Source organism: Streptomyces sp. AC555_RSS877 (assembly GCF_019049245.1).
Taxonomy (GTDB): domain Bacteria; phylum Actinomycetota; class Actinomycetes; order Streptomycetales; family Streptomycetaceae; genus Streptomyces.
Genome location: NZ_JAGMUK010000052.1, coordinates 29,185 through 49,650, shown reverse-complemented (window position 1 = coordinate 49,650; position 20,466 = coordinate 29,185). Strand labels below are relative to the sequence as shown.

At 69.9% G+C, this 20,466-nt stretch carries 17 protein-coding genes and 1 other RNA gene; 7 read left to right on the top strand and 11 right to left on the bottom strand.

Going from position 1 to position 20,466, the window contains the following annotated elements; translation table 11 throughout:
- Positions 1-25: 25 nt before the first annotated feature.
- The 3 genes from KUM49_RS22180 to KUM49_RS22170 all read right to left on the bottom strand — a co-directional run bounded on the left by KUM49_RS22180 (position 26) and on the right by KUM49_RS22170 (position 4,601).
- Positions 26-2,206 carry a glycosyltransferase gene (locus KUM49_RS22180; protein WP_217238646.1) on the bottom strand — a complete coding sequence of 727 codons (2,181 nt, stop codon included), beginning with the start codon at positions 2,204-2,206 and terminating at the stop codon, positions 26-28.
- A gap of 149 nt (positions 2,207-2,355) precedes the next feature.
- On the bottom strand, positions 2,356-3,480 hold the full coding sequence (locus tag KUM49_RS22175; RefSeq protein WP_254401620.1) for a hypothetical protein: 1,125 nt from the start codon (positions 3,478-3,480) through the stop codon (positions 2,356-2,358).
- A gap of 146 nt (positions 3,481-3,626) precedes the next feature.
- On the bottom strand, positions 3,627-4,601 hold the full coding sequence (locus KUM49_RS22170) for a LysR family transcriptional regulator (protein WP_217238645.1): 975 nt from the start codon (positions 4,599-4,601) through the stop codon (positions 3,627-3,629).
- A gap of 117 nt (positions 4,602-4,718) precedes the next feature.
- Here KUM49_RS22170 and KUM49_RS22165 point away from each other — a divergent pair, with 117 nt between their 5' ends.
- The 6 genes from KUM49_RS22165 (at position 4,719) to KUM49_RS22140 (ending at position 12,489) form a co-directional block, all read left to right on the top strand.
- Positions 4,719-6,023, top strand: coding sequence for an MFS transporter (locus KUM49_RS22165; protein WP_217238644.1), 1,305 nt, complete (start codon positions 4,719-4,721; stop codon positions 6,021-6,023).
- 119 nt (positions 6,024-6,142) lie between these two features.
- Positions 6,143-7,438: an ABC transporter substrate-binding protein gene (locus KUM49_RS22160; protein ID WP_217238643.1), complete on the top strand. Its 1,296-nt coding sequence runs from the start codon at positions 6,143-6,145 to the stop codon at positions 7,436-7,438.
- The gene (locus KUM49_RS22155; protein ID WP_217238642.1) at positions 7,435-8,403 is read left to right on the top strand and encodes a carbohydrate ABC transporter permease; all 969 of its coding nucleotides are present in this window, start codon (positions 7,435-7,437) and stop codon (positions 8,401-8,403) included. Before KUM49_RS22160 ends, KUM49_RS22155 begins: the two co-directional genes overlap by 4 nt.
- The gene (locus KUM49_RS22150) at positions 8,400-9,224 is read left to right on the top strand and encodes a carbohydrate ABC transporter permease (protein ID WP_217238641.1); all 825 of its coding nucleotides are present in this window, start codon (positions 8,400-8,402) and stop codon (positions 9,222-9,224) included. Before KUM49_RS22155 ends, KUM49_RS22150 begins: the two co-directional genes overlap by 4 nt.
- A gap of 11 nt (positions 9,225-9,235) precedes the next feature.
- Positions 9,236-11,482 (top strand): alpha-xylosidase, encoded by a 2,247-nt coding sequence (gene yicI / locus KUM49_RS22145; RefSeq protein WP_217238640.1) that lies wholly within the window; start codon positions 9,236-9,238, stop codon positions 11,480-11,482.
- On the top strand, positions 11,482-12,489 hold the full coding sequence (locus tag KUM49_RS22140) for a LacI family DNA-binding transcriptional regulator (RefSeq protein ID WP_217238639.1): 1,008 nt from the start codon (positions 11,482-11,484) through the stop codon (positions 12,487-12,489). The genes yicI and KUM49_RS22140 overlap by 1 nt, the downstream gene beginning before the upstream one ends.
- A 24-nt stretch (positions 12,490-12,513) precedes the next feature.
- On the opposite strand, the gene KUM49_RS22135 is transcribed toward KUM49_RS22140, so the two are convergent.
- The 6 genes from KUM49_RS22135 to ftsE form a co-directional block, all read right to left on the bottom strand.
- The gene (locus KUM49_RS22135; protein ID WP_217238638.1) at positions 12,514-13,506 is read right to left on the bottom strand and encodes a PHB depolymerase family esterase; all 993 of its coding nucleotides are present in this window, start codon (positions 13,504-13,506) and stop codon (positions 12,514-12,516) included.
- 174 nt (positions 13,507-13,680) lie between these two features.
- Positions 13,681-14,086, bottom strand: a transfer-messenger RNA (tmRNA) gene (gene ssrA, locus KUM49_RS22130).
- A 112-nt stretch (positions 14,087-14,198) separates the two neighbouring features.
- A complete protein-coding gene (gene smpB / locus KUM49_RS22125; protein WP_254401619.1) occupies positions 14,199-14,741 on the bottom strand; it encodes an SsrA-binding protein SmpB in 543 nt (180 codons plus the stop codon).
- Between the two features lie 53 nt (positions 14,742-14,794).
- Complete coding sequence (locus tag KUM49_RS22120) at positions 14,795-15,967, bottom strand: S41 family peptidase (protein WP_217238637.1); 1,173 nt, start codon at positions 15,965-15,967, stop codon at positions 14,795-14,797.
- A 67-nt stretch (positions 15,968-16,034) separates the two neighbouring features.
- A complete protein-coding gene (gene ftsX / locus KUM49_RS22115; RefSeq protein ID WP_217238636.1) occupies positions 16,035-16,955 on the bottom strand; it encodes a permease-like cell division protein FtsX in 921 nt (306 codons plus the stop codon).
- A 44-nt stretch (positions 16,956-16,999) separates the two neighbouring features.
- The gene (gene ftsE / locus KUM49_RS22110) at positions 17,000-17,689 is read right to left on the bottom strand and encodes a cell division ATP-binding protein FtsE (RefSeq protein WP_217238635.1); all 690 of its coding nucleotides are present in this window, start codon (positions 17,687-17,689) and stop codon (positions 17,000-17,002) included.
- 223 nt (positions 17,690-17,912) lie between these two features.
- Between ftsE and KUM49_RS22105 the strand changes: the two genes are divergently transcribed.
- Entirely contained in the window at positions 17,913-18,104 is a 192-nt protein-coding gene (locus tag KUM49_RS22105; protein WP_217238634.1) for a hypothetical protein, read from the top strand.
- A 96-nt stretch (positions 18,105-18,200) separates the two neighbouring features.
- Here the strand turns inward: KUM49_RS22105 and KUM49_RS22100 are convergent, their stop codons facing one another.
- Both KUM49_RS22100 and prfB read right to left on the bottom strand, forming a co-directional pair.
- Positions 18,201-18,869 carry an LPXTG cell wall anchor domain-containing protein gene (locus tag KUM49_RS22100; protein WP_217238633.1) on the bottom strand — a complete coding sequence of 223 codons (669 nt, stop codon included), beginning with the start codon at positions 18,867-18,869 and terminating at the stop codon, positions 18,201-18,203.
- A gap of 305 nt (positions 18,870-19,174) precedes the next feature.
- Positions 19,175-20,281: a peptide chain release factor 2 gene (prfB, locus tag KUM49_RS22095; RefSeq protein ID WP_217238632.1), complete on the bottom strand. Its 1,107-nt coding sequence runs from the start codon at positions 20,279-20,281 to the stop codon at positions 19,175-19,177.
- Positions 20,282-20,466 lie beyond the last annotated feature (185 nt).

Below are 20,466 nucleotides of genomic sequence, written 5' to 3'. Positions count from 1 at the left end.
GTGCTCGTCCCCCCAGGTATGGCGCTCATCCGACCGGCCGTCCTTCGGCGACCTGCCTGCCCTGCGAGGGCACGTTCGGCGGGGCCGACACCCCGCCCTTGCGCCGCAGCTTCTGCCAGCGCAGCCGGCCGCCGGTGAGGGCGGTGATCCAGGACTGCAGCAGGACGACGTACATCAGCTGGCGGTAGAGGATCTGCTGCAACGGCAGCGAGATCAGCGGGGTCAGGCGCTCGCGGTCGAGGACGAAGGCGTAGGTCGCGCAGGCCAGCTGGATGGCCAGGACGCCGAACCAGGCCAGGATCGTCTTCCCGGTGGGTCCGAAGACCAGGCCGTAGACGAGGAACACGTCGATCAGCGGGGCCAGCAGCGGGGCCAGGACCATGAACAGGGACACGAGCGGGAGCCCGACCCGGCCGAAGCGGCCCGAGGGGCCAGAGTCGAAGACGGCACGGCGGTGCTTCCAGATCGCCTGCATGGTGCCGTACGACCACCGGTAGCGCTGGGACCACAGCTGCTGGACGGACTCCGGGGCCTCGGTCCAGGCGCGGGCGTTCTCCGCGTAGACGACCTTCCAGCCGTCGCGGTGGATGGCCATGGTGATGTCGGTGTCCTCGGCGAGCGTGTCGTCGCTCATGCCGCCGACGCGTTCCAGGGCCGTGCGGCGGAAGGCTCCGACCGCGCCCGGGATGGTGGGCATGCACCGCAGGACGTCGTACATACGGCGGTCGAGGTTGAAGCCCATCACGTACTCGATGTGCTGCCAGGCACCGATCAGGGTGTCCTTGTTGCCGACCTTCGCGTTGCCGGCGACCGCGCCGACGCGGGGGTCGCCGAAGGGCTGGACGAGTTCGCGGACGGTGGACGGTTCGAAGACGGTGTCGCCGTCCATCATCACGACGAGGTCGTGCCGGGCGTTCGCCACGCCCCGGTTGAGGGCGGCGGGCTTGCCCGCGTTGAGCTGACGGACCACGCGGACGCCCGGCAGGTTCAGGTTCTCCACGATGCGTGCCGTGCCGTCGCTGGAGCCGTCGTCGATGACGATGATCTCGACGGGGTGGTCGCTCTCCATCAGGGAGCGGACGGTGTTCTCGATGCACTTGGCCTCGTTGTACGCCGGGACCAGCACCGACACCGGTTCGGTGATCGGCGGCCCCCAGCGGAAGTCGCGGCGGCGCACCCGGCGGGCGTGGAGGGCCGAGAGCAGCAGCATCAGACCGAAACGGGCGATGACCAGGAAGCCGATGATGGCGAGGCAGACCACCAGGACGGCTGTGATGTGGTCCGAGGCCTGTACCAGGAACACCCAGGCCTTGCCCTTCCACAGGTCGATGCCGGTGGCCGGCGTGTGCGCGCTGGGGGCGTCCAGTGCCTCGGTGAGGTTGTCGAACGTGTAGCCCTTGGCCTTCATCTGCGGCAGGAACCGGTCCAGCGCCTCGACCGTCTGGTGGCGGTCGCCGCCGGAGTCGTGCATCAGGACGACGGCGCCCGTGCCGCCCTTGGGCGTGACGTTGCGGATGATCCGCTCGGGGCCCGGCTTGCGCCAGTCCTCGCTGTCGACGCTGGTGACGACGGTGATGTAGCCGCGGGTGCCGATGTACTGGGTCACGGGCCAGGTCTTGTTGTCCATGGACGCGGCGTACGAGGAGTAGGGCGGCCGGAAGAGCGAGGTGCGGATGCCGGCGGCGCCGGTGATCGCGAGCTGGTTCTGGGACAGCTCCCAGTCGATGCGCTTCTTCGACTGGAGGGAGAGGTCGGGGTGGTTGAAGGTGTGCAGACCGACCTCGTGGCCCTCGGCGACGATGCGCCTGACCAGGTCCGGATAGCGCGAGGCCATCGTGCCGGTGACGAAGAAGACGGCGTGCGCGTCGTGTTTCTCGAGGACGTCGAGGACCTTGGGGGTCCAGATCGGGTCCGGCCCGTCGTCGAAGGTGAGGACCATGTGGTGGTCGGGCACCTTGAGGCTGGTGCTGCGGCCGGTGCGGGTGTCGATGACCGGGCCGCCGTCTTTGATCTCCTGGGGCACCTTGTCGGCGGATGCCTCGGCCTGGATGCGGTGGTCCGCGAGGATCTCGCTGTGTACGTAGCCGCGCAGCATCAGCATCGCCATCAGGGCGGCGAGGAACAGCACGGGCAGCAGCAGGCGCATGGGCAGGCGGCGACGCCGGGAGCCGTCGGCGGCCCCGGGACGGCGGGTGCGGGTTGCCATCAGTGGTTGTGCTCCGGGGACGGGGATGCCATCGGTGGATGTGCATCAGGAGGAAGTGCATCAGGAGGAGGCGCACACGAGCGGGGTGTGCGCCGGGAGACGGGGCGCGCCGACAGGTCCTCGCGAGGAGGACCTCCCGGCGCCGCCCCTCAGAGAACGGCCTGCGCCGACGGGGAGGGTGCGGGCTCGGTGCCGTTCGGCTCCGTGGCGATCGGGGTGGGATCGCTCGGTCCGTCGGCCACCGTGCCGGTGCCGGGACCGCCGGTGTCGCCGGCGCCCGTGGTCTCGGTCGGGGTGGCCGTGGGGCCGGGGTCCGTCGGTGTCGGGTCGGGCGGCGGGGTGGTGACCGGCGCATCCGTCGTCGGCGTCGGATTGGCCGGGGTCGACCCGGTGCCCGGGCCCGGGGCGGTGGCCGTCGGGCTCGGCGAGGCGTCGGCGGACGCGCCGGGGCGGCCGGTGGCCCCCGGTGCGGTGGCACTGGCGCCCGGGGCCGGGGCCGTGCCGTTGCCGACCGTCGGAACGGGTCCCGGCGAGACGCCGGCCCTGCCGGAGGGCGGCGCCGACTCGGCGGGCAGCGGCGAGGTGTCGATCTTGCCGGCCGGCTGGCCCTCCTGCTGGCCCGGGACGGGCAGCCAGGGTGCGTTGGAGTTGCCGGACAGCAGCGTGGCGACGATGACGACGGCGTAGACCGCGCAGGCCGTGCCGGCGGCGATGCCGATGCGGCGGTAGCGGCGGCTGCGGCGGCCCGACTCGTCGACGAACACCGGCCCGTCGGAGCCGTCCCCTGCGGCCGGGTCGGCACCGGGATCGCCGCCCTTGGCCTGCCGTACCAGCAGGTCTTCCAACTGCTGCCCTATGCCGTCGAGTTGGACGGTCACCTCGTGCGGGTCGTGAGCAGGATCGCTGCCGTCGCCCGGCTCTTGGCCAAAACCCGACGCGCCGGCCTCTTCCCACGGGTCACGGACGGCGGTGGTCCGGACGGCTGCCTCCGGACGGCTCCAGATCTCGGCCGTCGACGGCGTGGCGTCGGTTCCGTCGGCCCGGACGCCATCCGGGAGCGGCCCTCCGGCTCTGCCCGGTTTCGCGGTCGCGTCGGCTCCGACGGGGGCACGGTCGGCCCCGGCCGGGATTCCGGTTCCTCTCGGGAATCCGGCTCCGATGGTCTCCGGGAACGCCTGAGCGCCTTCCCCCGCAACCGAAGGGTCTCCGGCCGAGGTGACCTCGGGCCATTCCGGTTGGGCGTCTTCCCGCCACTTCTTCACGTGCACGCACATCCCCCCACGGGACAGTTCCGGGTGCGAGTACGACCCGAGCACCCGTCGTCGGAACCGAGCCCCCACCCGGTCCGAGCGCCCCCTTTATCACACTGTGCTCAGGGCAAGAATGTAGCGCACAAGGAGGTTTCGTGCTTGCCAGGTGCTCAATTGTTGACACTCATCAGGTGCACGTCACTGGCTGGAATCCATCCCTCCGCAGGTCGCCGCAGCCATCCCAGCTCGACAGAGAGTTCGACCACAGACCGGCGCAGAGCGTCAAATCCCGGGTGCACCAGCCCCTTTCGCCACACCAACGACACGGCTGACAAAGGAATGGGATCAACCAAGGGACGCAAAACAGTCACCGGCATGGCCGGAAAATCCACCACAACGAGGATCGGGTTCCGCGTCTTCGCCATGATCCGCTGGAACTCCTCGTCCCCGACGGCGAGCGGCACGGGAGGTGCGACCTCGATGCCGCGCCCCGCGAAGAGCCGGCGCGCGAGGTCCGTCCACTCCGGCGTACGCGGGTTGCCGGCGCCCGCGTACACGCACTCCCCGGCGAGCGCGTCGAGCGGCACCGCCTCCAGCGCCGCCAGCGGGTGGTCCTCGGGCAGGAGGACCGCCATCGGCTCGTAGCGCACGGGCTGGTGGGCGAGGCCCGACCGCAGCGCCGGGTCGAGGCCGGCGAACCGCCCGAAGGAGGCGTCCAGCCGCCCCGCCAGCAGCTCGCCCGCGGCATGGGTCAGACCGCTCTCGTAGCGGGCCATCAGCTCCAGCTCGGGGGCGAGTTCCCGGGCCCGGTGCAGGACCCGGCGGCCGGTGGCCAGACCCGGCGAGTTCAGATCCACGAGCAGGGGCCGGGCCTGCCCGAAGGCGGCCAGCAGCTCGTCCTGCGCCTGGAGCGCCCGGCGGGCGTACGGCACCAGTCGCTCGCCGTCGGCCGTCAGGGTCACCTGCCGGGTGGTCCGGACGAACAGCTCGGCCCCGAGGTCCCGCTCCAGGCGCCGTACGTCCCGGCTGAGCGCCTGCTGGGCGACGTAGAGCCGGGCCGCGGCGCGTGTGAAGTGCAGCTCCTCGGCGACCGTGAGGAAGGCGCGGAGGAGACGGGGGTCGAGGTGGTGGCCGGTGGCGGACATGGGCGGAACCTACAACCGGGGTGCGTGAATCGGTACGGCGTATTCACAACACGGGTGCGTCAATGGGTGCGGAGAAGGTGTTGGACCCCTTGATCGGCCGCGGGCGACGGTGAACCCATGCCGCAACCGACCCCGAGGAACACGCCCCTCTACACCGTCACCGCCGACACCCTCGTCGCCGTCGACTTCAGCCCCCGTACCACCAAGGACCCCGGCCCCTACCGACGCCTGTTCACCGTCCCCGGCACCCGCGCCTTCACCGTCGGGAACCTGCTGGCCCGCGTCCCGATGGGCATGTTCGGCGTGAGCGCGGTCCTCATGATCGCCGGTGCGCGGGGCTCGTACGCCCTCGCCGGAGCCGTCGTCGCCACCGGACTCGCCGCGACCGCGGTGGTCGCCCCGTGGACCGCGCGGCTCGTCGACCGGTACGGGCAGGCGCGGATCGCCGTACCCGCCACCCTGCTCGCCGCCCTGGGCTCGCTCTCGCTACTGCTGTGCGTACGGCACGGGGCCCCCGCCTGGACCCTCTTCGCCTCCTACGCCGCCACCGCCACGACCCCCAACCTCGGCGGCATGTCCCGCGCCCGCTGGGCCCACCTGCTGAAGGGCGACCACGGGGCGCTGCACACCGCGAACTCCTTCGAGCAGGCCGTGGACGAGCTGTGTTTCATGCTGGGCCCGGTGCTCGCGGCCTTCCTGTGCGGGACGCTCTTCCCGGAGGCGGGCACGCTGGCGGGTGTGGTGCTGCTGGTGACGGGCATGCTGCTGTTCGCCGCGCAGCGCTCCACGGAGCCGCCGGTGACGCAGCGGGCGCCGACGAGGGCCACGGCGCTGTTCCGCGCGCCCGGCATGCCCCCGCTGCTGTCCGTGTGTCTCGCCATGGGCGTGGTGTTCGGGGCGATGGAGGTCGTCACGATCGCCTACGCGGACGCACAGGGGCACCGCTCGGCGGCCGGCGCGGTACTCGCCCTCCAGGCGGCCGGTTCGTGCGCGGCGGGCCTGCTGTACGGGGCGGTGAAGCCGGCCGGGCCCGCGGCGAACCGCTACCCGTGGTGCGTCGCCGTCATGACCGCGCTGCTCACGCTGCCCCTGCTCGCCGCTGCCCTGACCGGCTCGCTCCTCGCCCTGGCGGGCGCGCTGCTGGGCGCCGGGATGGCGACGGCCCCCACGATGGTCACCGGCATGACCCTGATCCAGGAACGGACACCGGAGGGCCGGATCAACGAGGGCATGACCCTCGCGGTGACCGGCCTGCTCGGCGGGATCGCCGCCGGCAGCGCCCTCGGCGGCTGGCTGGCGGAACACGCCTCGGCCCCGGCGGGGTTCGGGGTGCCGGTCGCGGCGGCGGCGGTGGCGCTGATGATCACCCTCTTCTCGGTCGATCCGTCGAATCGCTTCCGCCGATCCCGCGCAACCCATTGACGCTCTCGCAGTCGCCAACATACCTTCGCCCGTCGAAGCGCTTCGACGTCACGCATCGAATCGAATCGATGAACACAGCGTGACGCCGGATACCCAGCCGACTCCCTGGGAGGCACTGGATGTTGACGGCACGAAGGCGTGTGACCGCCCTGGCCGCGGCGGCCCTGAGCGGAGCCCTGCTCCTGACCTCCTGCGGAGGCTCGGACAGTGGCTCCTCCGACGGGAAGACGCTCAAGCTCTGGCACTACGAGGCCCCGAACAGCGCGATGGGCCAGGCCTGGGCGGAGGCGGTCGAGGAGTTCGAGGCCAAGCACCCGGGCGTGCAGGTGGAGTACGAGGAGAAGAGCTTCGCCCAGATGCAGAAGACCGCGCAGATGGTCCTCAACTCCTCGGACGCGCCCGACCTCATGGAGTACAACAAGGGCAACGCGACGGCGGGTCTGCTCTCCCGGCAGGGACTCCTGACGGACCTCACCGCCGAGGCGACGAAGCGCGGCTGGGACAAGAAGATCGGCCCGGGCGTCCGTACCACCAGCCTCTACGACCCGAACGGCGTGATGGGCTCCGGCAAGTGGTACGGCGTGCCCAACTACGCCGAGTACACGATGGTCTTCTACAACAAGGACCTCTTCGCCGAGCACGGGATCGCCGAGCCGAAGACGTTCGACGAACTGACCGCCGCGATGGACAAGTTCACCGCCGAGGGCATCACCCCCCTCGCCAACGGCGGCGCCGAGTATCCGGCCCACCAGTACGTCTACCAGCTGGCCCTGTCGAAGGCGGACCGCGCCTGGGTGGACGCCTTCGAGCTGTACAAGGGCAAGGTCGACTTCCACGACGCCGCCTGGACGTACGCCGCCGAGACCTTCGCCGACTGGGTGAAGAAGGGCTACGTCGGCAAGTCGTCCACCGGCGCGAACGCGGAGCAGACCGGCGTCTCCTTCCTCCAGGGCAAGTCGCCGATCCTGTTCTCCGGCAGCTGGTGGTACGGCCGCTTCCAGGACGAGGCGACGTTCGACTGGGGCACGTTCCTGTGGCCCGGCTCGAACCTCACCCTCGGCTCCGGCGGCAACCTCTGGGTCGTCCCCAAGGGCGCCGAGAACAAGGACCTCGCCTACGACTTCATCGACATCACCATGTCGAAGAAGATCCAGAACCTGCTCGGCAACAAGGGCGGCGTCCCGGTCGCGGCGGACGCGAGCGCCATCACCGACCCCCAGTCCAAGACCCTCATCGGCAACTTCAACACCCTCTCCGAGCGCGACGGCCTCGCCTTCTACCCCGACTGGCCGGTCGCCGGGTTCTACGACGTCCTCGTCTCCGAGACACAGAAGCTGATGACGGGCAGCGCGACACCGGACGACTACCTGGACGCGTTGCAGAAGGCGTACGACAAGGACGCGCCGAAGCAATGACGGTCACCGTCGAACGCGGCGAGCGGGTGACCGGCAAGCAGGACCGCACCGGCCACCCGAACCGCCGCCCCCGCGACTCGTACGCCCTGTTCCTGCTCCCCGGCGCCCTCGCCTTCCTGGCCGTCATCGTCGTCCCGTTCCTGATGAACACGGGCGTGAGCTTCACCGACTGGGAGGGCGTGGGCTCCCCCGACTGGACCGGGCTCGCCAACTACCGCGAGCTGCTGGACGACTCCGAGTTCTGGGCGTCCTTCCGGCACAGCCTGTTCATGGTCGTCGCGATGGCGGCCGCCCCGACGGTGATCGGGCTCGTCCTCGCCGCCGCCCTGTTCGACTACGTCGGCAAGCACTTCGGCAGCAGGATCACGGCGGTCCTCCGGGCCTGCTTCTACCTCCCCCAGGTGCTGCCGATCGCGGTCGCCGGCATCGTCTGGAGCTGGATCCTCGCGCCGGACAACGGCACCCTCAACGAACTCCTCGCAGCCGTAGGCCTGTCGTCCTGGCAGCAGGACTGGCTCGGCGACCCGGACCTCGCGCTCTACAGCGTCATGGGCGTGATGGTCTGGGTCCAGCTCGGCTTCCCCCTGGTCGTCTTCATGGCGGGCCTGCAACGCGTCGACCCCCAGCTGTACGAGGCGGCCGAGCTGGACGGCGCCGGCTGGTGGCGCCGCTTCTGGCACATCACGCTGCCGCAGATCCGCCCGGAGATCTACGTCGTCCTCACCTGGTGCTCGATCGCCGCGCTCAAGGTGTTCGGCGCGGTGTACGTCCTGACGAAGGGCGGCCCGGGCGGCGCGACGAACGTCCCCTCCTACTTCTCCTTCACCACGTTCTTCGAGAAGACGCAGGTCGGCTACGGCGCCGCGATCTCCACCGTGCTCACCGTGATCATCCTCGCCCTCTCCCTGATCGGCCTGAAGCTCCAGACCCGCGCCGAGGACGAAGAGGAGGGGATTCGCGCATGACGACCGCGTTCCGCCGCTACCCGGTGCTCGTGGCCCTGTGCATAGCGGCCCTGTTCATGGTGGTCCCGTTCGCGATCGTCACGATCAACGCGTTCAAGTCCCCTGCGGAGTACGCCCAGAACGGCCCCCTCAGCCTCCCCGAGGGCCTCTACGTCGACGGCGTCAAGGACTTCTGGGAGCGCGTGGACTTCGGCCAGAAGCTGGTCAACTCGGTGCTGATCAGCGGATCGGTGGCGGTCCTGGCGGTCGTCCTGTCCGTCCTGAACGCGTACGCGATCGGCATCGGCCGCATCAAGGGCCGCACCTGGGTGCTCGCCTTCTTCGTCCTCGCGAACATGCTGCCGCAGGAGGCGCTGGTCTACCCGGTCTACTACCTCAGCAAGGAGGCCGGCCTCTACGACACCAGGCTGAGCGTGATCATCGTGTTCACGGTGATCCAGGCGGCCTTCGGCACGTATCTGCTCTCCTCGGTCCTCGGCCAGTTCCCCCGCGAGATCATCGAGGCCGCCCGCATCGACGGCGCGAACAAGTGGCAGGTGCTGTGGCGGATCGTCGTCCCGGTCAGCCGTCCGACCATCGGCGTGCTCCTGGTCTTCTTCTTCATCTGGACCTGGAACGAGTTCCTGCTCCCCCTGGTCATGCTGATCTCCAACGACAACCAGACCGTGTCGGTGGCCCTCGGCGTCCTCCAGGGCCAGCGCCTGATGGACGCCACGATGACCAACGCCGCCGCCCTCCTCGGCGTCCTGCCCGCCCTGGTCTTCTTCCTCGTCTTCCAGCGAACCCTCACCCGCGGCATCGCCGTCGGTGCCGTGAAGTAAGGAACCCCCACATGAAGTTCACCGACGGCTACTGGCTGCTGCGCGAGGGTGTCACCGCGGCCTATCCGGTCGAGGTGCTCGACGTCACCGCGCAGGACGGCACGCTGGAGATCCACGCGCCGACCCAGCCCATCCGCCACCGCGGCGACCTGCTGAAGGGACCGGTCGTGACGATCAGCGCCCACGCGCCGATGCCCGACGTCATCGGCGTCACCTTCACCCACTTCGACGGCGAGCAGCCGCACGGACCGGAGTTCGAGGTCGCCACCGAGGACGTCCCGCCGCAGGTGGCGTACGACGACGAGCACGCGACCCTGACCTCCGGCGCGCTCTCGGTCCGGGTGGCCCGCACCGGCTCCTGGCACGTCGACTTCCTCGCCCACGGCCGCGTCCTCACCTCCAGCGCCACCAAGGGCATGGGCATCATGCGGGACGCCTCGGGGCACTACCTGCGCGAACAGCTCAACCTCCGTGTGGGGACCTCGGTCTACGGCCTAGGTGAACGCTTCGGCCCCCTGGTGAAGAACGGCCAGGTCGTCGACATCTGGAACGCCGACGGCGGCACGGCGACCGAGCAGGCGTACAAGAACGTGCCCTTCTACCTGACGGACGCGGGCTACGGCGTCTTCGTCGACCACCCGGGCAAGGTGGCCTTCGAAGTCGGCTCGGAGGTCGTCTCGCGGGTGCAGTTCAGCGCCGAGACCCAGCAGTTGACGTACTACGTCATCTACGGGCCGACCCCGAAGGACATCCTGCGCAAGTACACCGCTCTCACCGGCCGCCCGGCCCTCCCGCCGCCCTGGTCCTTCGGCCTGTGGCTGTCGACCTCGTTCACCACGTCGTACGACGAGGAGACCGTCACCTCCTTCATCGAGGGCATGCGCGAGCGCGAACTGCCGCTGTCCGTCTTCCACTTCGACTGCTTCTGGATGCGCGAGTTCAACTGGTGCGACTTCCAGTGGGACCCGCGGGTGTTCCCCGACCCGGAGGGAATGCTGGCGCGGCTGCACGCGCGGGGCCTGCGGGTGTCCGCGTGGATCAACCCGTACATCGCCCAGCGCTCCCCCCTGTTCGCGGAGGGCAAGGCACTGGGACACCTGCTGAAGCGGCCGGACGGCAGCGTGTGGCAGTGGGACCTGTGGCAGCCCGGCATGGCACTGGTCGACTTCACCAGCCCGGCGGCCCGCGAGTGGTACGCCTCCAAGCTGGAGGCGCTGCTCGCCCAGGGCGTCGACTGCTTCAAGACCGACTTCGGCGAGCGGGTGCCCCTCGACGTGGCCTGGTCCGACGGCTCCGACCCGGAGCGGATGCACAACTACTACACCTACCTCTACAACCGCACTGTCTTCGACGTGCTGCGCAAGCACCGGGGCGAGGAGGAGGCGGTCGTCTTCGCCCGCTCGGCGACGGCGGGCAGCCAGAAGTTCCCGGTCCACTGGGGCGGCGACTGCGAGTCGACGTACGAGTCGATGGCGGAATCGTTGCGCGGAGGCCTGTCCCTGGGGCTGTCCGGCTTCGGCTTCTGGAGCCACGACATCGGCGGCTTCGAGGGCACGCCGACCCCGGCGCTCTTCAAACGCTGGCTGGCCTTCGGGCTGCTGTCCTCCCACAGCCGCCTGCACGGCAGCTCCTCCTACCGGGTGCCGTGGCTGTTCGACGAGGAGTCGGTCGACGTCCTGCGGCACTTCACCCGGCTGAAGCTGCGGCTCATGCCGTACCTGTACGAGGCCGCGCGCACCGCCCACACCGAGGGCCTGCCGGTGATGCGCGCGATGGTCCTGGAGTTCCCGGACGACCCGGGGTGCGCGCATCTGGAACGGCAGTACATGCTCGGCCCGGACCTGCTGGTCGCGCCTGTGTTCTCCGACGAGGGGGACGTCTCCTACTACGTCCCCGAGGGCACCTGGACCCACTTCGTGACCGGGGAGACGGTGACGGGGCCGCGCTGGGTGCGCGAGCGCCACGACTTCTCCAGCGTGCCGCTCCTCGTGCGGCCCGGCGCGGTGATCCCGGTGGGCGCGGTGGCCGACCGGCCCGACTACGACCATGCCGACGGGGTCACGCTGCGGGCGTACAGCCTGGAGCGGGGCGACCAGGTGACGGTAGAGGTCGGGGACGTGACCTTCACCGTCGTACGCGAAGGGGATCTGCTGCGGGCGTCGTGCGATGACCCCGCCGCGCCCTGGGGGCTTGCCGTGGGCGAGCGCGAGGTGCGGGCCCGGGCCGGGACCGGGTTCCTGACGGTGGAGTGGGCCTGATGGTGAAGATCACGGACGTGGCTCGGCATGCCGGGGTCTCTCCCAGCACGGTCTCCTACGCCCTCAGCGGCAAGCGGCCCATCTCCGAGGAGACCAAGCGCCGGGTGGAGGAGGCCATCCGCGAGCTGGGCTACCGCCCGCACGCCGGCGCCCGGGCGCTGGCCAGCAGCAAGTCGAACGTGCTGGCGCTGGTGGTGCCGCTGCGGGCCGGCATCCACGTCCCGGTGGTCATGCAGTTCGCGGTGTCGGTGGTCACCACGGCCCGGCGCCACGACCACGACGTCCTGCTCCTCACCCAGGAGGAGGGCGAGGACGGCCTGCGCCGGGTCGCCGACACGGCGCTGGTGGACGCGCTGATCCTCATGGACGTACAGCTGCACGACCCCCGGCTGCCGCTGCTGCGGACCCTGGAACGACCGTCGGTGATGATCGGCTTCCCCGCCTCCTCGGAGGGCCTGACCTGCATCGACCTCGACTTCAGGGCCGCCGGGGAGGCGTGCGTGGACCATCTGGCCGGACTGGGACATCGGGTCGTGGCCCTGGTCGGGTCGCCGCCGGAGGTGTACGTCCGCCAGACCGCGTTCGCCCAGCGCGTGGTCCAGGGCTTCACGGCCGCCGCCGACCGGCACGGCCTCGCCTCCTCCGTCCACCCCTGCGAGGCCGCGTCCGGAGCCGCCCGTACGGTCGCCGAGCGGCTCCTGCGCGACCAGCCCGCGTTGACGGGTGTCGTCGTCCACAACGAGCCCTTGCTGGAGCCGCTGATCGACGCCTTCGAGCAGCTCGGCCTGCGCGTCCCCGGCGACCTCTCCGTCACGGCCATCTGCCCCGACGAACTCGCCGAGTCCGTGCGCGTCCCGGTGACCTCCGTCGCCCTGCCGTCCGCCGAGGTCGGCACCCGGGCGGTGGAGCTCCTGATGGAGAAGATGGGCGGCACGGCCGTTCCGGAGGCCACCCTGCTGCCACCGCGGCTGACGGAACGGGCGAGCACGGGACGGCGTACGGCGTGACCTGCGAGGGGGAGGTCCCGCGGGTCAGCCGAGACCCCAGGCCCGCCCGAGCCGGTAGGCGGCACACAGGTTCACGTCGAGGATGTACGCCCCGGCGGTCCCGCACTGCTCGCTCCCGCTGCCGGGATCGACGGGCTGCCCGTGCCCCATGCCCGTGAGGCTGTAGGTCTCCACGACGGCCTTCCCGCCCGCGTCCCGGAACACCCGGTGCGGATACCCGGCGACCGTGTCGCTGACGTCGGCCGCCTGGTCGGCCCCGTGCACCTCGGTCCACTGCTCGACCAGGTCCGTCATGTTGACGGGCTTCACGGTGTGGTCGGCCGTGCCCTGGAAGGCGATCAGCGTCGGCCAGGGTCCGGCGTACCCGGGCCCCGCGGCCCGCACCCGGTCACCCCACTGCTGCGGGGTCTGGGTGGCGCCGACGTACATGCAGACGTACGGCGACCCCGCGGCCTGCGCGCACCCGTACGTCAGCCCGGCGACGATCCCGCCGGCGGCGAACTTCTCCGGGTACGCCGCCATCATCACGGCGGTCATGCCGCCCCCGGCGGACAGGCCGGTGACGTAGACGCGCGAGGCGTCGCCGGTGACGTCGGCGAGCTGCCGGTCGACCATCTGCGCGACCGACGCGGCCTCGCCCTGCCCGCGCTGCATGTCCCCGCTCTGGAACCAGTCGAAGCAGGATGAGGCGTTGTTGGCGGTCTGCTGCTGCGGCAGCACGACGGAGAACCCCCAGCGGTCGGCGAGCTGGATCCACCCGCTGCCGGTGCCGTACCCGGAGGCGTTCTGGGTGCACCCGTGCAGCGCGACGACGACAGGCCGGCCGGCGGGCAGTCCGTCGGGGACGTACCGGAACATCCGCAGGGCACCGGGGTTGGCGCCGAACCCGGTCACCTCCTGAAGGGAGGCCGCCGCGGCCCGGCCCGGGGTGAGGAAGGCGGCGAGGAGGGCGACCAGGAGGGTCGCGAGGAGGAGAGGACGGCCTAGGGCTGTGGTGTGTGTCCTGGTGGGTGTCATGGAGAGGGACCGTAGAAGCGTGAACAGCCCCTCGATATGGGGCGGCACACCACAACGGGCGCGGCATGCATATGACGACCCGACGGCCTCGCCGCGGTCCGGGCATGACACAGGCCCCGCCGCTCGGAAGCGACGGGGCCTGTGCCCACATGGGGTACCCGCTCAGGCGCGGGCGAGTGGAGATGGCGGGAATCGAACCCGCGTCCAACGGTGCAGAATCAGGGCTTCTCCGTGCGCAGTTCGCTGTGATTTTCTCGGCCCCGGCGATCACGCGAACAAGTCGCCGACGGGCCCAGTCACTGTTTGATTTCCCTCTTCACCCCGTGACCGGGATCAAGGTTTAGTCCCCTAGCTGATGCCAGGATCCGGGTCGGGAACAGCCCCGGGCTGACACTCCGTTACGTGCGGAGCAGTAGCCTAGTTACCTGAGATCAGGCAGCGATGGCGTACTGCGACTGCACGGGAGAATCGCTCTTGATAGTGGCGATTATTTTTTTCGGCCTGTGGTTTACGAGATCATGGCCGCTTCCTCGACACGCTTCCCCTGCTTCGACATCCGCTGTCGAAACCGATCATCCCCATGTTGATTTTTCAAGCTGTCCCTCGTGAGGGACGCGCACCCGCTGTGAGGTGCAGGTGCCATCGTACGTGACCAACGCGGGACGAGGCCACCGTATTCCGGCGCTCCCGCCCTACTGGGCCCGCTGCTTCCGCTTCGCCGCCGCGATCGCGCGGTCCGACTCCCGCCGGTCCTGCTTCTCCCGCAGGGTCTGGCGCTTGTCGTACTCCTTCTTGCCTCGCGCGAGGGCGATCTCGGCCTTCGCCCGGCCGTCCTTGAAATACAGGGCGAGGGGCACGATCGTGTGCCCCGTCTCCTGGGCCTTGGACTCCAGCTTGTCGATCTCCTCGCGGTGCAGGAGCAGCTTGCGCTTGCGGCGCACGGAGTGGTTGGTCCAGGTGCCCTGGCTGTACTCGGGGATGTGGGCGTTGTGCAGCCACGCCTCGTTCCCGTCGATCTGGACGAAGCCGTCGGTCAGCGAGGCGCGTCCCTGGCGCAGCGACTTCACCTCGGTGCCGCTGAGCACCAGCCCGGCCTCGTAGACGTCGATGATCGCGTAGTCGTGCCGCGCCTTCTTGTTCTGGGCGACGATCTTGCGCTTGCCGTCCTTGACCTTCGCGGGCCCTGCGCCCTGCTTGGGCTGGGATTCCTTCGGTACGTACATTCCCTTGCTCATAGTGCCGCCCATTTTCGCACTACCGAGGGGGTCTGCGGGAAACCGATTAACGGCTACCTGCCCAGGCCGCTCAGCACGGTCTCCGCCCGCTTCAGCACCTGCCGGTCCGCCTCCAGGTCCGGCGTGATGCCGCGCCCGTCGACCCCGCGGCCGGAGGGGGTGCGGTAGTGCCCGACGGTCAGCTCGGCGACGGAGCCGTCGGGCAGCCGGCTCGGCATCTGGACCGAGCCCTTGCCGAAGGTGCGGGAGCCCACGACGACCGCGCGGCCGCGGTCCTGCAGGGCTCCGGTGAGCAGCTCGGCCGCGCTCATGGTCCCGCCGTCGACGAGCGCGACCAGGGGCCGGGTGGTGTCGCCGCCTGAGTCGGCGTGCAGGGCTCGCTGTTCGCCCTCGACGTCGTACGTGGCGACCAGGCCGCCGTCGAGGAAGGCGGAGGCGGCGGTGACGGCCTCGGTGACCAGGCCGCCGGAGTTGCCGCGCAGGTCGAGGACGATCCCGGCGCCGGCCGGGGCCCGCCGTACGGCGGTGCGGACCCTGTCGCCGGCTCCCTTGGTGAAGGCGGCGATCCTGATCACGGTGATGCCGTCCGCCGGTGTGTGGACGGTCACGTCGTCCGTGGAGAGGCGGGCGCGGCGCAGTGTCTCGCTCCACGCGCGCGTGCCGCGCTCCAGGCCCAGGCGGACGGTCGTACCGGCGGCCGCGTCCGTGGCGTCGCCGCGCAGTAACGAGACGACCTCGGTGACGGGCCGCCCGTCGACCTTCCTGCCGTCGACGCTGTGCAGCCGGTCGCCCTCGCGGATGCCGGCCGCGGCCGCGGGCGACCCGGACCGCACCTTGGTCACCTCGATACGGCCGTCCCGCTCGCGCCGGGCCCACAGGCCGACGCCGGTGTACCGGCCGTCGAGAGCCTCCTCGAACTCCTCGTACTCACCCTGGGAGTAGACGGCGCCCCAGCGGTCCCCGCTGCGGCTGACCGCGCGTTCGGCGGCCTCCATGGGGGACTCGCCGTCGGCCATGGCCTCCTCGGCGGCCTTCTCCACGTCCTCGTGGCGGCCCGCCGAGGCGGCCGCGATGGTCGGGCCGGAGGGGGATTTCCGGTCGCGGCCGTCGGCTGCGGGAAGGGAGCCGGTCGCGGCACCGGCGACGAGGACGCTCGTGAAGACCAATGTCAGGGCGGCCCCGCGGCCGATGCGACGGGGCTGACAGAACAGGTCTCGGCCTGACATGCGGGTGAGTCTAGGACAACGCGAAGGGCCGCACGGCCGGTTGACCGTACGGCCCTCTTGGCATGCGTCACACCTTCAGGTACTTGCGCAACGCGAAGAACGCGGCCAGCGCGGGCATCAGCAGACTGGTCGCCAGGATGAGCGGCAGCTTCGTCAACACGGCGTCCCAGCCGATGAAGTTGATCAGGTTCAGCTTCTCGGACAGGGCGAGGCCGTGGTCGATGAGGAAGTACCGGGCGACCACCAGGAAGCCGCACGCGACCGTGCCGCCGATGAGTCCGGCTACCGCGGCCTCCATGATGAACGGCGCCTGGATGTAGAAGCCCGAGGCGCCGACCAGGCGCATGATCCCGGTCTCGCGCCGCCGGCTGAACGCCGAGACACGCACGGTGTTGACGATCAGCATCAGCGCGACGACCAGCATGAGGGCCATCACCGCGCGCGCGGCCCAGTTCATGCCGTTCAGCAGCCCGAAGAGGTTGTCGAGGATCCCCTTCTGGTCCTGCACCGACTGCACGCCGTCACGGCCGTCGAAGGCGGTCGCGATGACCTGGTACTTCTCCGGGTCCTTCAGCTTGATGCGGTACGACTCCTGCATCTGGTCCGGCGTGAGGGAGCTGGCCAGCGGGGAGTCGCCGAACTGCTCCTTGTAGTGCTTGTACGCCTGGTCCTGCGACTCGTAGGTCACCTTCTGCACGACCGACGTCATCTTGTCGAGGTCGGCGAGGATGGCCTTCTTCTGGTCCTCGGTGACCGCGCCCTTGGCGCAGTTCGGATCGGACTCGGCGTCGCTCTTGTTGCAGAGGAAGACCGAGACGTTGACCTTGTCGTACCAGTAGCCCTTCATGGTGTTGACCTGGTCGCTCATCAGGAGCGACCCGCCGAACAGGGCGAGCGACAGGGCGACGGAGACGACGACCGCGAAGGTCATCGTCAGGTTGCGGCGGAGACCGACACCGATCTCCGACAGAACGAACTGGGCGCGCATGGCGTGTTCTTCAGGCCTTTCCGTGGACAGTCGTCAGACAGCGGTCAGTGCTGGTAGCCGTAGACGCCGCGTGCCTGGTCGCGGACGAGGCGGCCCTTCTCCAGTTCGATGACGCGCTTGCGCATCTGGTCCACGATGTTCTGGTCGTGCGTCGCCATCAGCACGGTCGTGCCGGTCCGGTTGATCCGGTCGAGCAGCTTCATGATGCCGACGGAGGTCTGCGGGTCGAGGTTGCCGGTGGGCTCGTCGGCGATGAGCAGCTTGGGACGGTTGACGAAGGCTCTCGCGATGGCCACCCGCTGCTGCTCACCACCGGACAGCTCGCCGGGCATCCGGTCCTCCTTGCCGCCGAGCCCGACGAGGTCGAGCACCTGCGGCACGGACTTGCGGATCTCGCCCTTCGACTTGCCGATGACCTCCTGCGCGAAGGCCACGTTCTCGGCGACCGTCTTGTTCGGCAGGAGCCGGAAGTCCTGGAACACCGTCCCCAACTGTCGCCGCATCTGCGGCACCTTCCAGTTGGTGAGGCGCGCGAGGTCCTTGCCCAGGACGTGCACCTGACCGTGGCTGGCCCGCTCCTCGCGGAGCACCAGCCGCAGGAAGGTGGACTTTCCGGAGCCGGAGGACCCCACGAGGAACACGAACTCGCCCTTCTCCACTTCCAGGGAGACATCCCTGAGTGCGGGGCGGGTCTGCTTGGGGTAGACCTTGGATACGTTGTCGAATCGGATCACGGATGCACCACGGGTAGCCGGGGGTAGATGAGCGTGACCATACGCGAACCCGGTGCGCAAGCGCAGGCACCGGTTGGGGTTGCGCGACAGATGTGCGTTTTGTGCCTGCCCCGGCCCCACGGGACCCCGCGCTGAATCGCGGGGAACCTGGCACAGTGGAGGGGGAACGTTCGGGTTCCCGCGGGCGTTGTGTACATGGAACCGGTGCAAGGAGGGCGAGCGCATGACGTACGACCGGCTGGTGTGCGCGAACTGCGCGGCGCCCGTGATCGAGGGCCGGTGCCATGTGTGCCGCGCGAACCGCGAGCGGCTGCAGCAGGACAACCTTTTCGCGGGTCTGAACCCCATGGCGCTCATCACATTGCTGGCGGTACTGATCGCGGCGGTCGCGCTGCTGGCGCACCAGACCGCGTAGGACGCGCCCCCAGGACATACGAAGGGCCCGGAGCGATGATCGCTCCGGGCCCTTCACCGTGCGGCGTGCGCACGGTCTGTCAGCAGACGGCTACCGTCAGGCGGCCGCGCCACCCCGGCCGCTCATGAGGCGCGGCAGGATGCGGAAGCCGACACCGCCGGCGATCATCGTGGCGGCGCCGATCACCAGGAAGGTGGTCTGCGCGGCACCGGTCTCGGCGAGCTGCTCACCGCTGCCCTGGGCCGACGTGTCGGTCGAGGTGTCCGTGCCGGTGTCGGTGAGGGACGAGGAGCCCTCCTCCTGGGCGGAGTCGCCGGAACCGCCGTCGGGGTCGGTGTTGCTGTTGCCCCCGCCGTTTCCGTTCCCGTTTCCGTTCCCGTTGCCGTTGCCGTTGCCGTTCCCGTTGCCGTTCCCGTTGCCCGGGTCGGTCGGGTCCTCGGTGGGCTCGGTGGGCTCGTCGGTGGGCTCGGTCGGGTCCGTCGCGGTCGGCGGGTCGGTCGGAGTGCCCGGGTCGGTCGGGATGGTCGGGTCCGTCGGCAGGCCCGGGTCCGTCGGGTTGGGCTCGGTCGGGATGCCCGGGTCCGTCGGGGCCGGAGGCGTTTCGTCGCCGAGGCCGGGGTCGACGTTCACGCCGACGCCGCTCTCGTCCACGGTCACGCCGATCTCCAGCGCGGAAGCGGCGCCGGCGGCGGTCAGCGAGGCACCGGCCGCGATCACGGCACCAGCGGCTATCCGCGCGATCCGGATCCGCGTCTTCTTGGTCATCTGGTTGCTACCCCCAGTAGCTCATCGTCAGTGAGGCGGCGCTCGGGGGCCGTGATCGACGGAGGAGGTAGCTGCGCTTGAAGGCCCCCCGGTTCACATGCGCCCCAGAGATACGCATGCCACGCTTTACCTTTCCCATTTTTCAAAGCAACGTCAAGGCCATTGCGCGCGCAATGTCCAACTAAGCGATCTATGCCGGGCATTGAAGTGTGTGAGTGTGATGTAAAACCCAGACATCGGGAACACATCCGGGTACACAAAAGGCAACTGCCGCCGGAGGGGCGGCAGTTGCCTTGTCGACAAACTTACTTCTCCTGCTGCTTGCGCCAGCGAATTCCGGCCTCCAGGAAGCCGTCGATCTCGCCGTTGAACACGGCCTCGGGGTTTCCGACCTCGAACTCCGTGCGCAAATCCTTGACCATCTGGTACGGGTGCAGGACGTACGAACGCATCTGGTTGCCCCAGGAGTTGCCGCCGTCGCCCTTGAGGGCGTTCATCTTGGCCTGCTCCTCCTGGCGGCGCCGCTCGAGGAGCTTGGCCTGGAGCACGTTCATCGCGGTCGCCTTGTTCTGGATCTGCGACCGCTCGTTCTGACAGGAGACGACGATGCCGGTGGGGAGGTGGGTGAGCCGCACCGCGGAGTCGGTGGTGTTCACGCCCTGGCCGCCCGGCCCGGACGACCGGTACACGTCCACCCGCAGCTCGGACTCGTCGATCTCGATGTGGTCGGTCTGCTCGACCACGGGAAGGATCTCGACGCCCGCGAAGGAGGTCTGGCGCCGCCCCTGGTTGTCGAAGGGCGAGATCCGCACGAGCCGGTGCGTGCCCTGCTCGACGGAGAGGGTGCCGTAGGCGTACGGGATCTGCACGGCGAAGGTGGTCGACTTGATGCCGGCCTCTTCGGCGTACGACGTCTCGTAGATCTCGGTCTTGTAGCCGTGCTGCTCGGCCCAGCGCAGGTACATCCGCTGCAGCTTCTCGGCGAAGTCGGCGGCGTCGACGCCACCGGCTTCCGCGCGGATGTTGACGAGCGCCTCACGCGCGTCGTACTCACCGCTGAGCAGCGTGCGGACCTCCATCTCGTCCAGCGCCTTCTTGACGGCGACGAGCTCGGACTCGGCCTCGGCCTTGGTGTCCGGGTCGTCCTCCTCCTCGGCCATCTCGAACAGCACGGAGAGATCGTCGATCCGTCCGCGCAGCGTCTCCGCCTTCCTGACCTCGGCCTGGAGGTGGGAGAGCTTGCTGGTGACCTTCTGCGCCTCGTCCGGGTTGTCCCACAGGGACGGCGCGGCCGCCTGCTCCTCGAGCACGGCGATGTCTGCCCTCAGCTTGTCGAGGTCCAGAACGGCCTCGATCGACTCCATGGTCGAGGAGAGGGACTTGAGCTCTTCGGATACATCGACGACTGCCACGCCTCCAGCCTAACGGCTCCGCCAAGCGGGGGGCGCCGGTGCGGGCGTCGACCGGGGGCCCCCGACCGGGCCGGGGAGTCCAGGAGGCGGAGCCCCCTGGGCGTCAGGGTGTCGCCGGGGACGAGTTCCGGCCGTCCTGGGGCGTGCCGGGGTCGCCCGAGGTGGCCGCCCAGGTGCCGACGCCT

Bases quoted from the DNA above. Each gene is read 5' to 3' on its own strand.
- KUM49_RS22180 (WP_217238646.1), bottom strand. From the start codon at position 2,206: ATGGCAACCCGCACCCGCCGTCCCGGGGCCGCCGACGGCTCCCGGCGT.
- KUM49_RS22175 (WP_254401620.1), bottom strand. From the start codon at position 3,480: ATGTGCGTGCACGTGAAGAAGTGGCGGGAAGACGCCCAACCGGAATGG.
- KUM49_RS22170 (WP_217238645.1), bottom strand. From the start codon at position 4,601: ATGTCCGCCACCGGCCACCACCTCGACCCCCGTCTCCTCCGCGCCTTC.
- KUM49_RS22165 (WP_217238644.1), top strand. From the start codon at position 4,719: ATGCCGCAACCGACCCCGAGGAACACGCCCCTCTACACCGTCACCGCC.
- KUM49_RS22160 (WP_217238643.1), top strand. From the start codon at position 6,143: ATGTTGACGGCACGAAGGCGTGTGACCGCCCTGGCCGCGGCGGCCCTG.
- KUM49_RS22155 (WP_217238642.1), top strand. From the start codon at position 7,435: ATGACGGTCACCGTCGAACGCGGCGAGCGGGTGACCGGCAAGCAGGAC.
- KUM49_RS22150 (WP_217238641.1), top strand. From the start codon at position 8,400: ATGACGACCGCGTTCCGCCGCTACCCGGTGCTCGTGGCCCTGTGCATA.
- yicI (WP_217238640.1), top strand. From the start codon at position 9,236: ATGAAGTTCACCGACGGCTACTGGCTGCTGCGCGAGGGTGTCACCGCG.
- KUM49_RS22140 (WP_217238639.1), top strand. From the start codon at position 11,482: ATGGTGAAGATCACGGACGTGGCTCGGCATGCCGGGGTCTCTCCCAGC.
- KUM49_RS22135 (WP_217238638.1), bottom strand. From the start codon at position 13,506: ATGACACCCACCAGGACACACACCACAGCCCTAGGCCGTCCTCTCCTC.
- smpB (WP_254401619.1), bottom strand. From the start codon at position 14,741: ATGAGCAAGGGAATGTACGTACCGAAGGAATCCCAGCCCAAGCAGGGC.
- KUM49_RS22120 (WP_217238637.1), bottom strand. From the start codon at position 15,967: ATGTCAGGCCGAGACCTGTTCTGTCAGCCCCGTCGCATCGGCCGCGGG.
- ftsX (WP_217238636.1), bottom strand. From the start codon at position 16,955: ATGCGCGCCCAGTTCGTTCTGTCGGAGATCGGTGTCGGTCTCCGCCGC.
- KUM49_RS22105 (WP_217238634.1), top strand. From the start codon at position 17,913: ATGACGTACGACCGGCTGGTGTGCGCGAACTGCGCGGCGCCCGTGATC.
- KUM49_RS22100 (WP_217238633.1), bottom strand. From the start codon at position 18,869: ATGACCAAGAAGACGCGGATCCGGATCGCGCGGATAGCCGCTGGTGCC.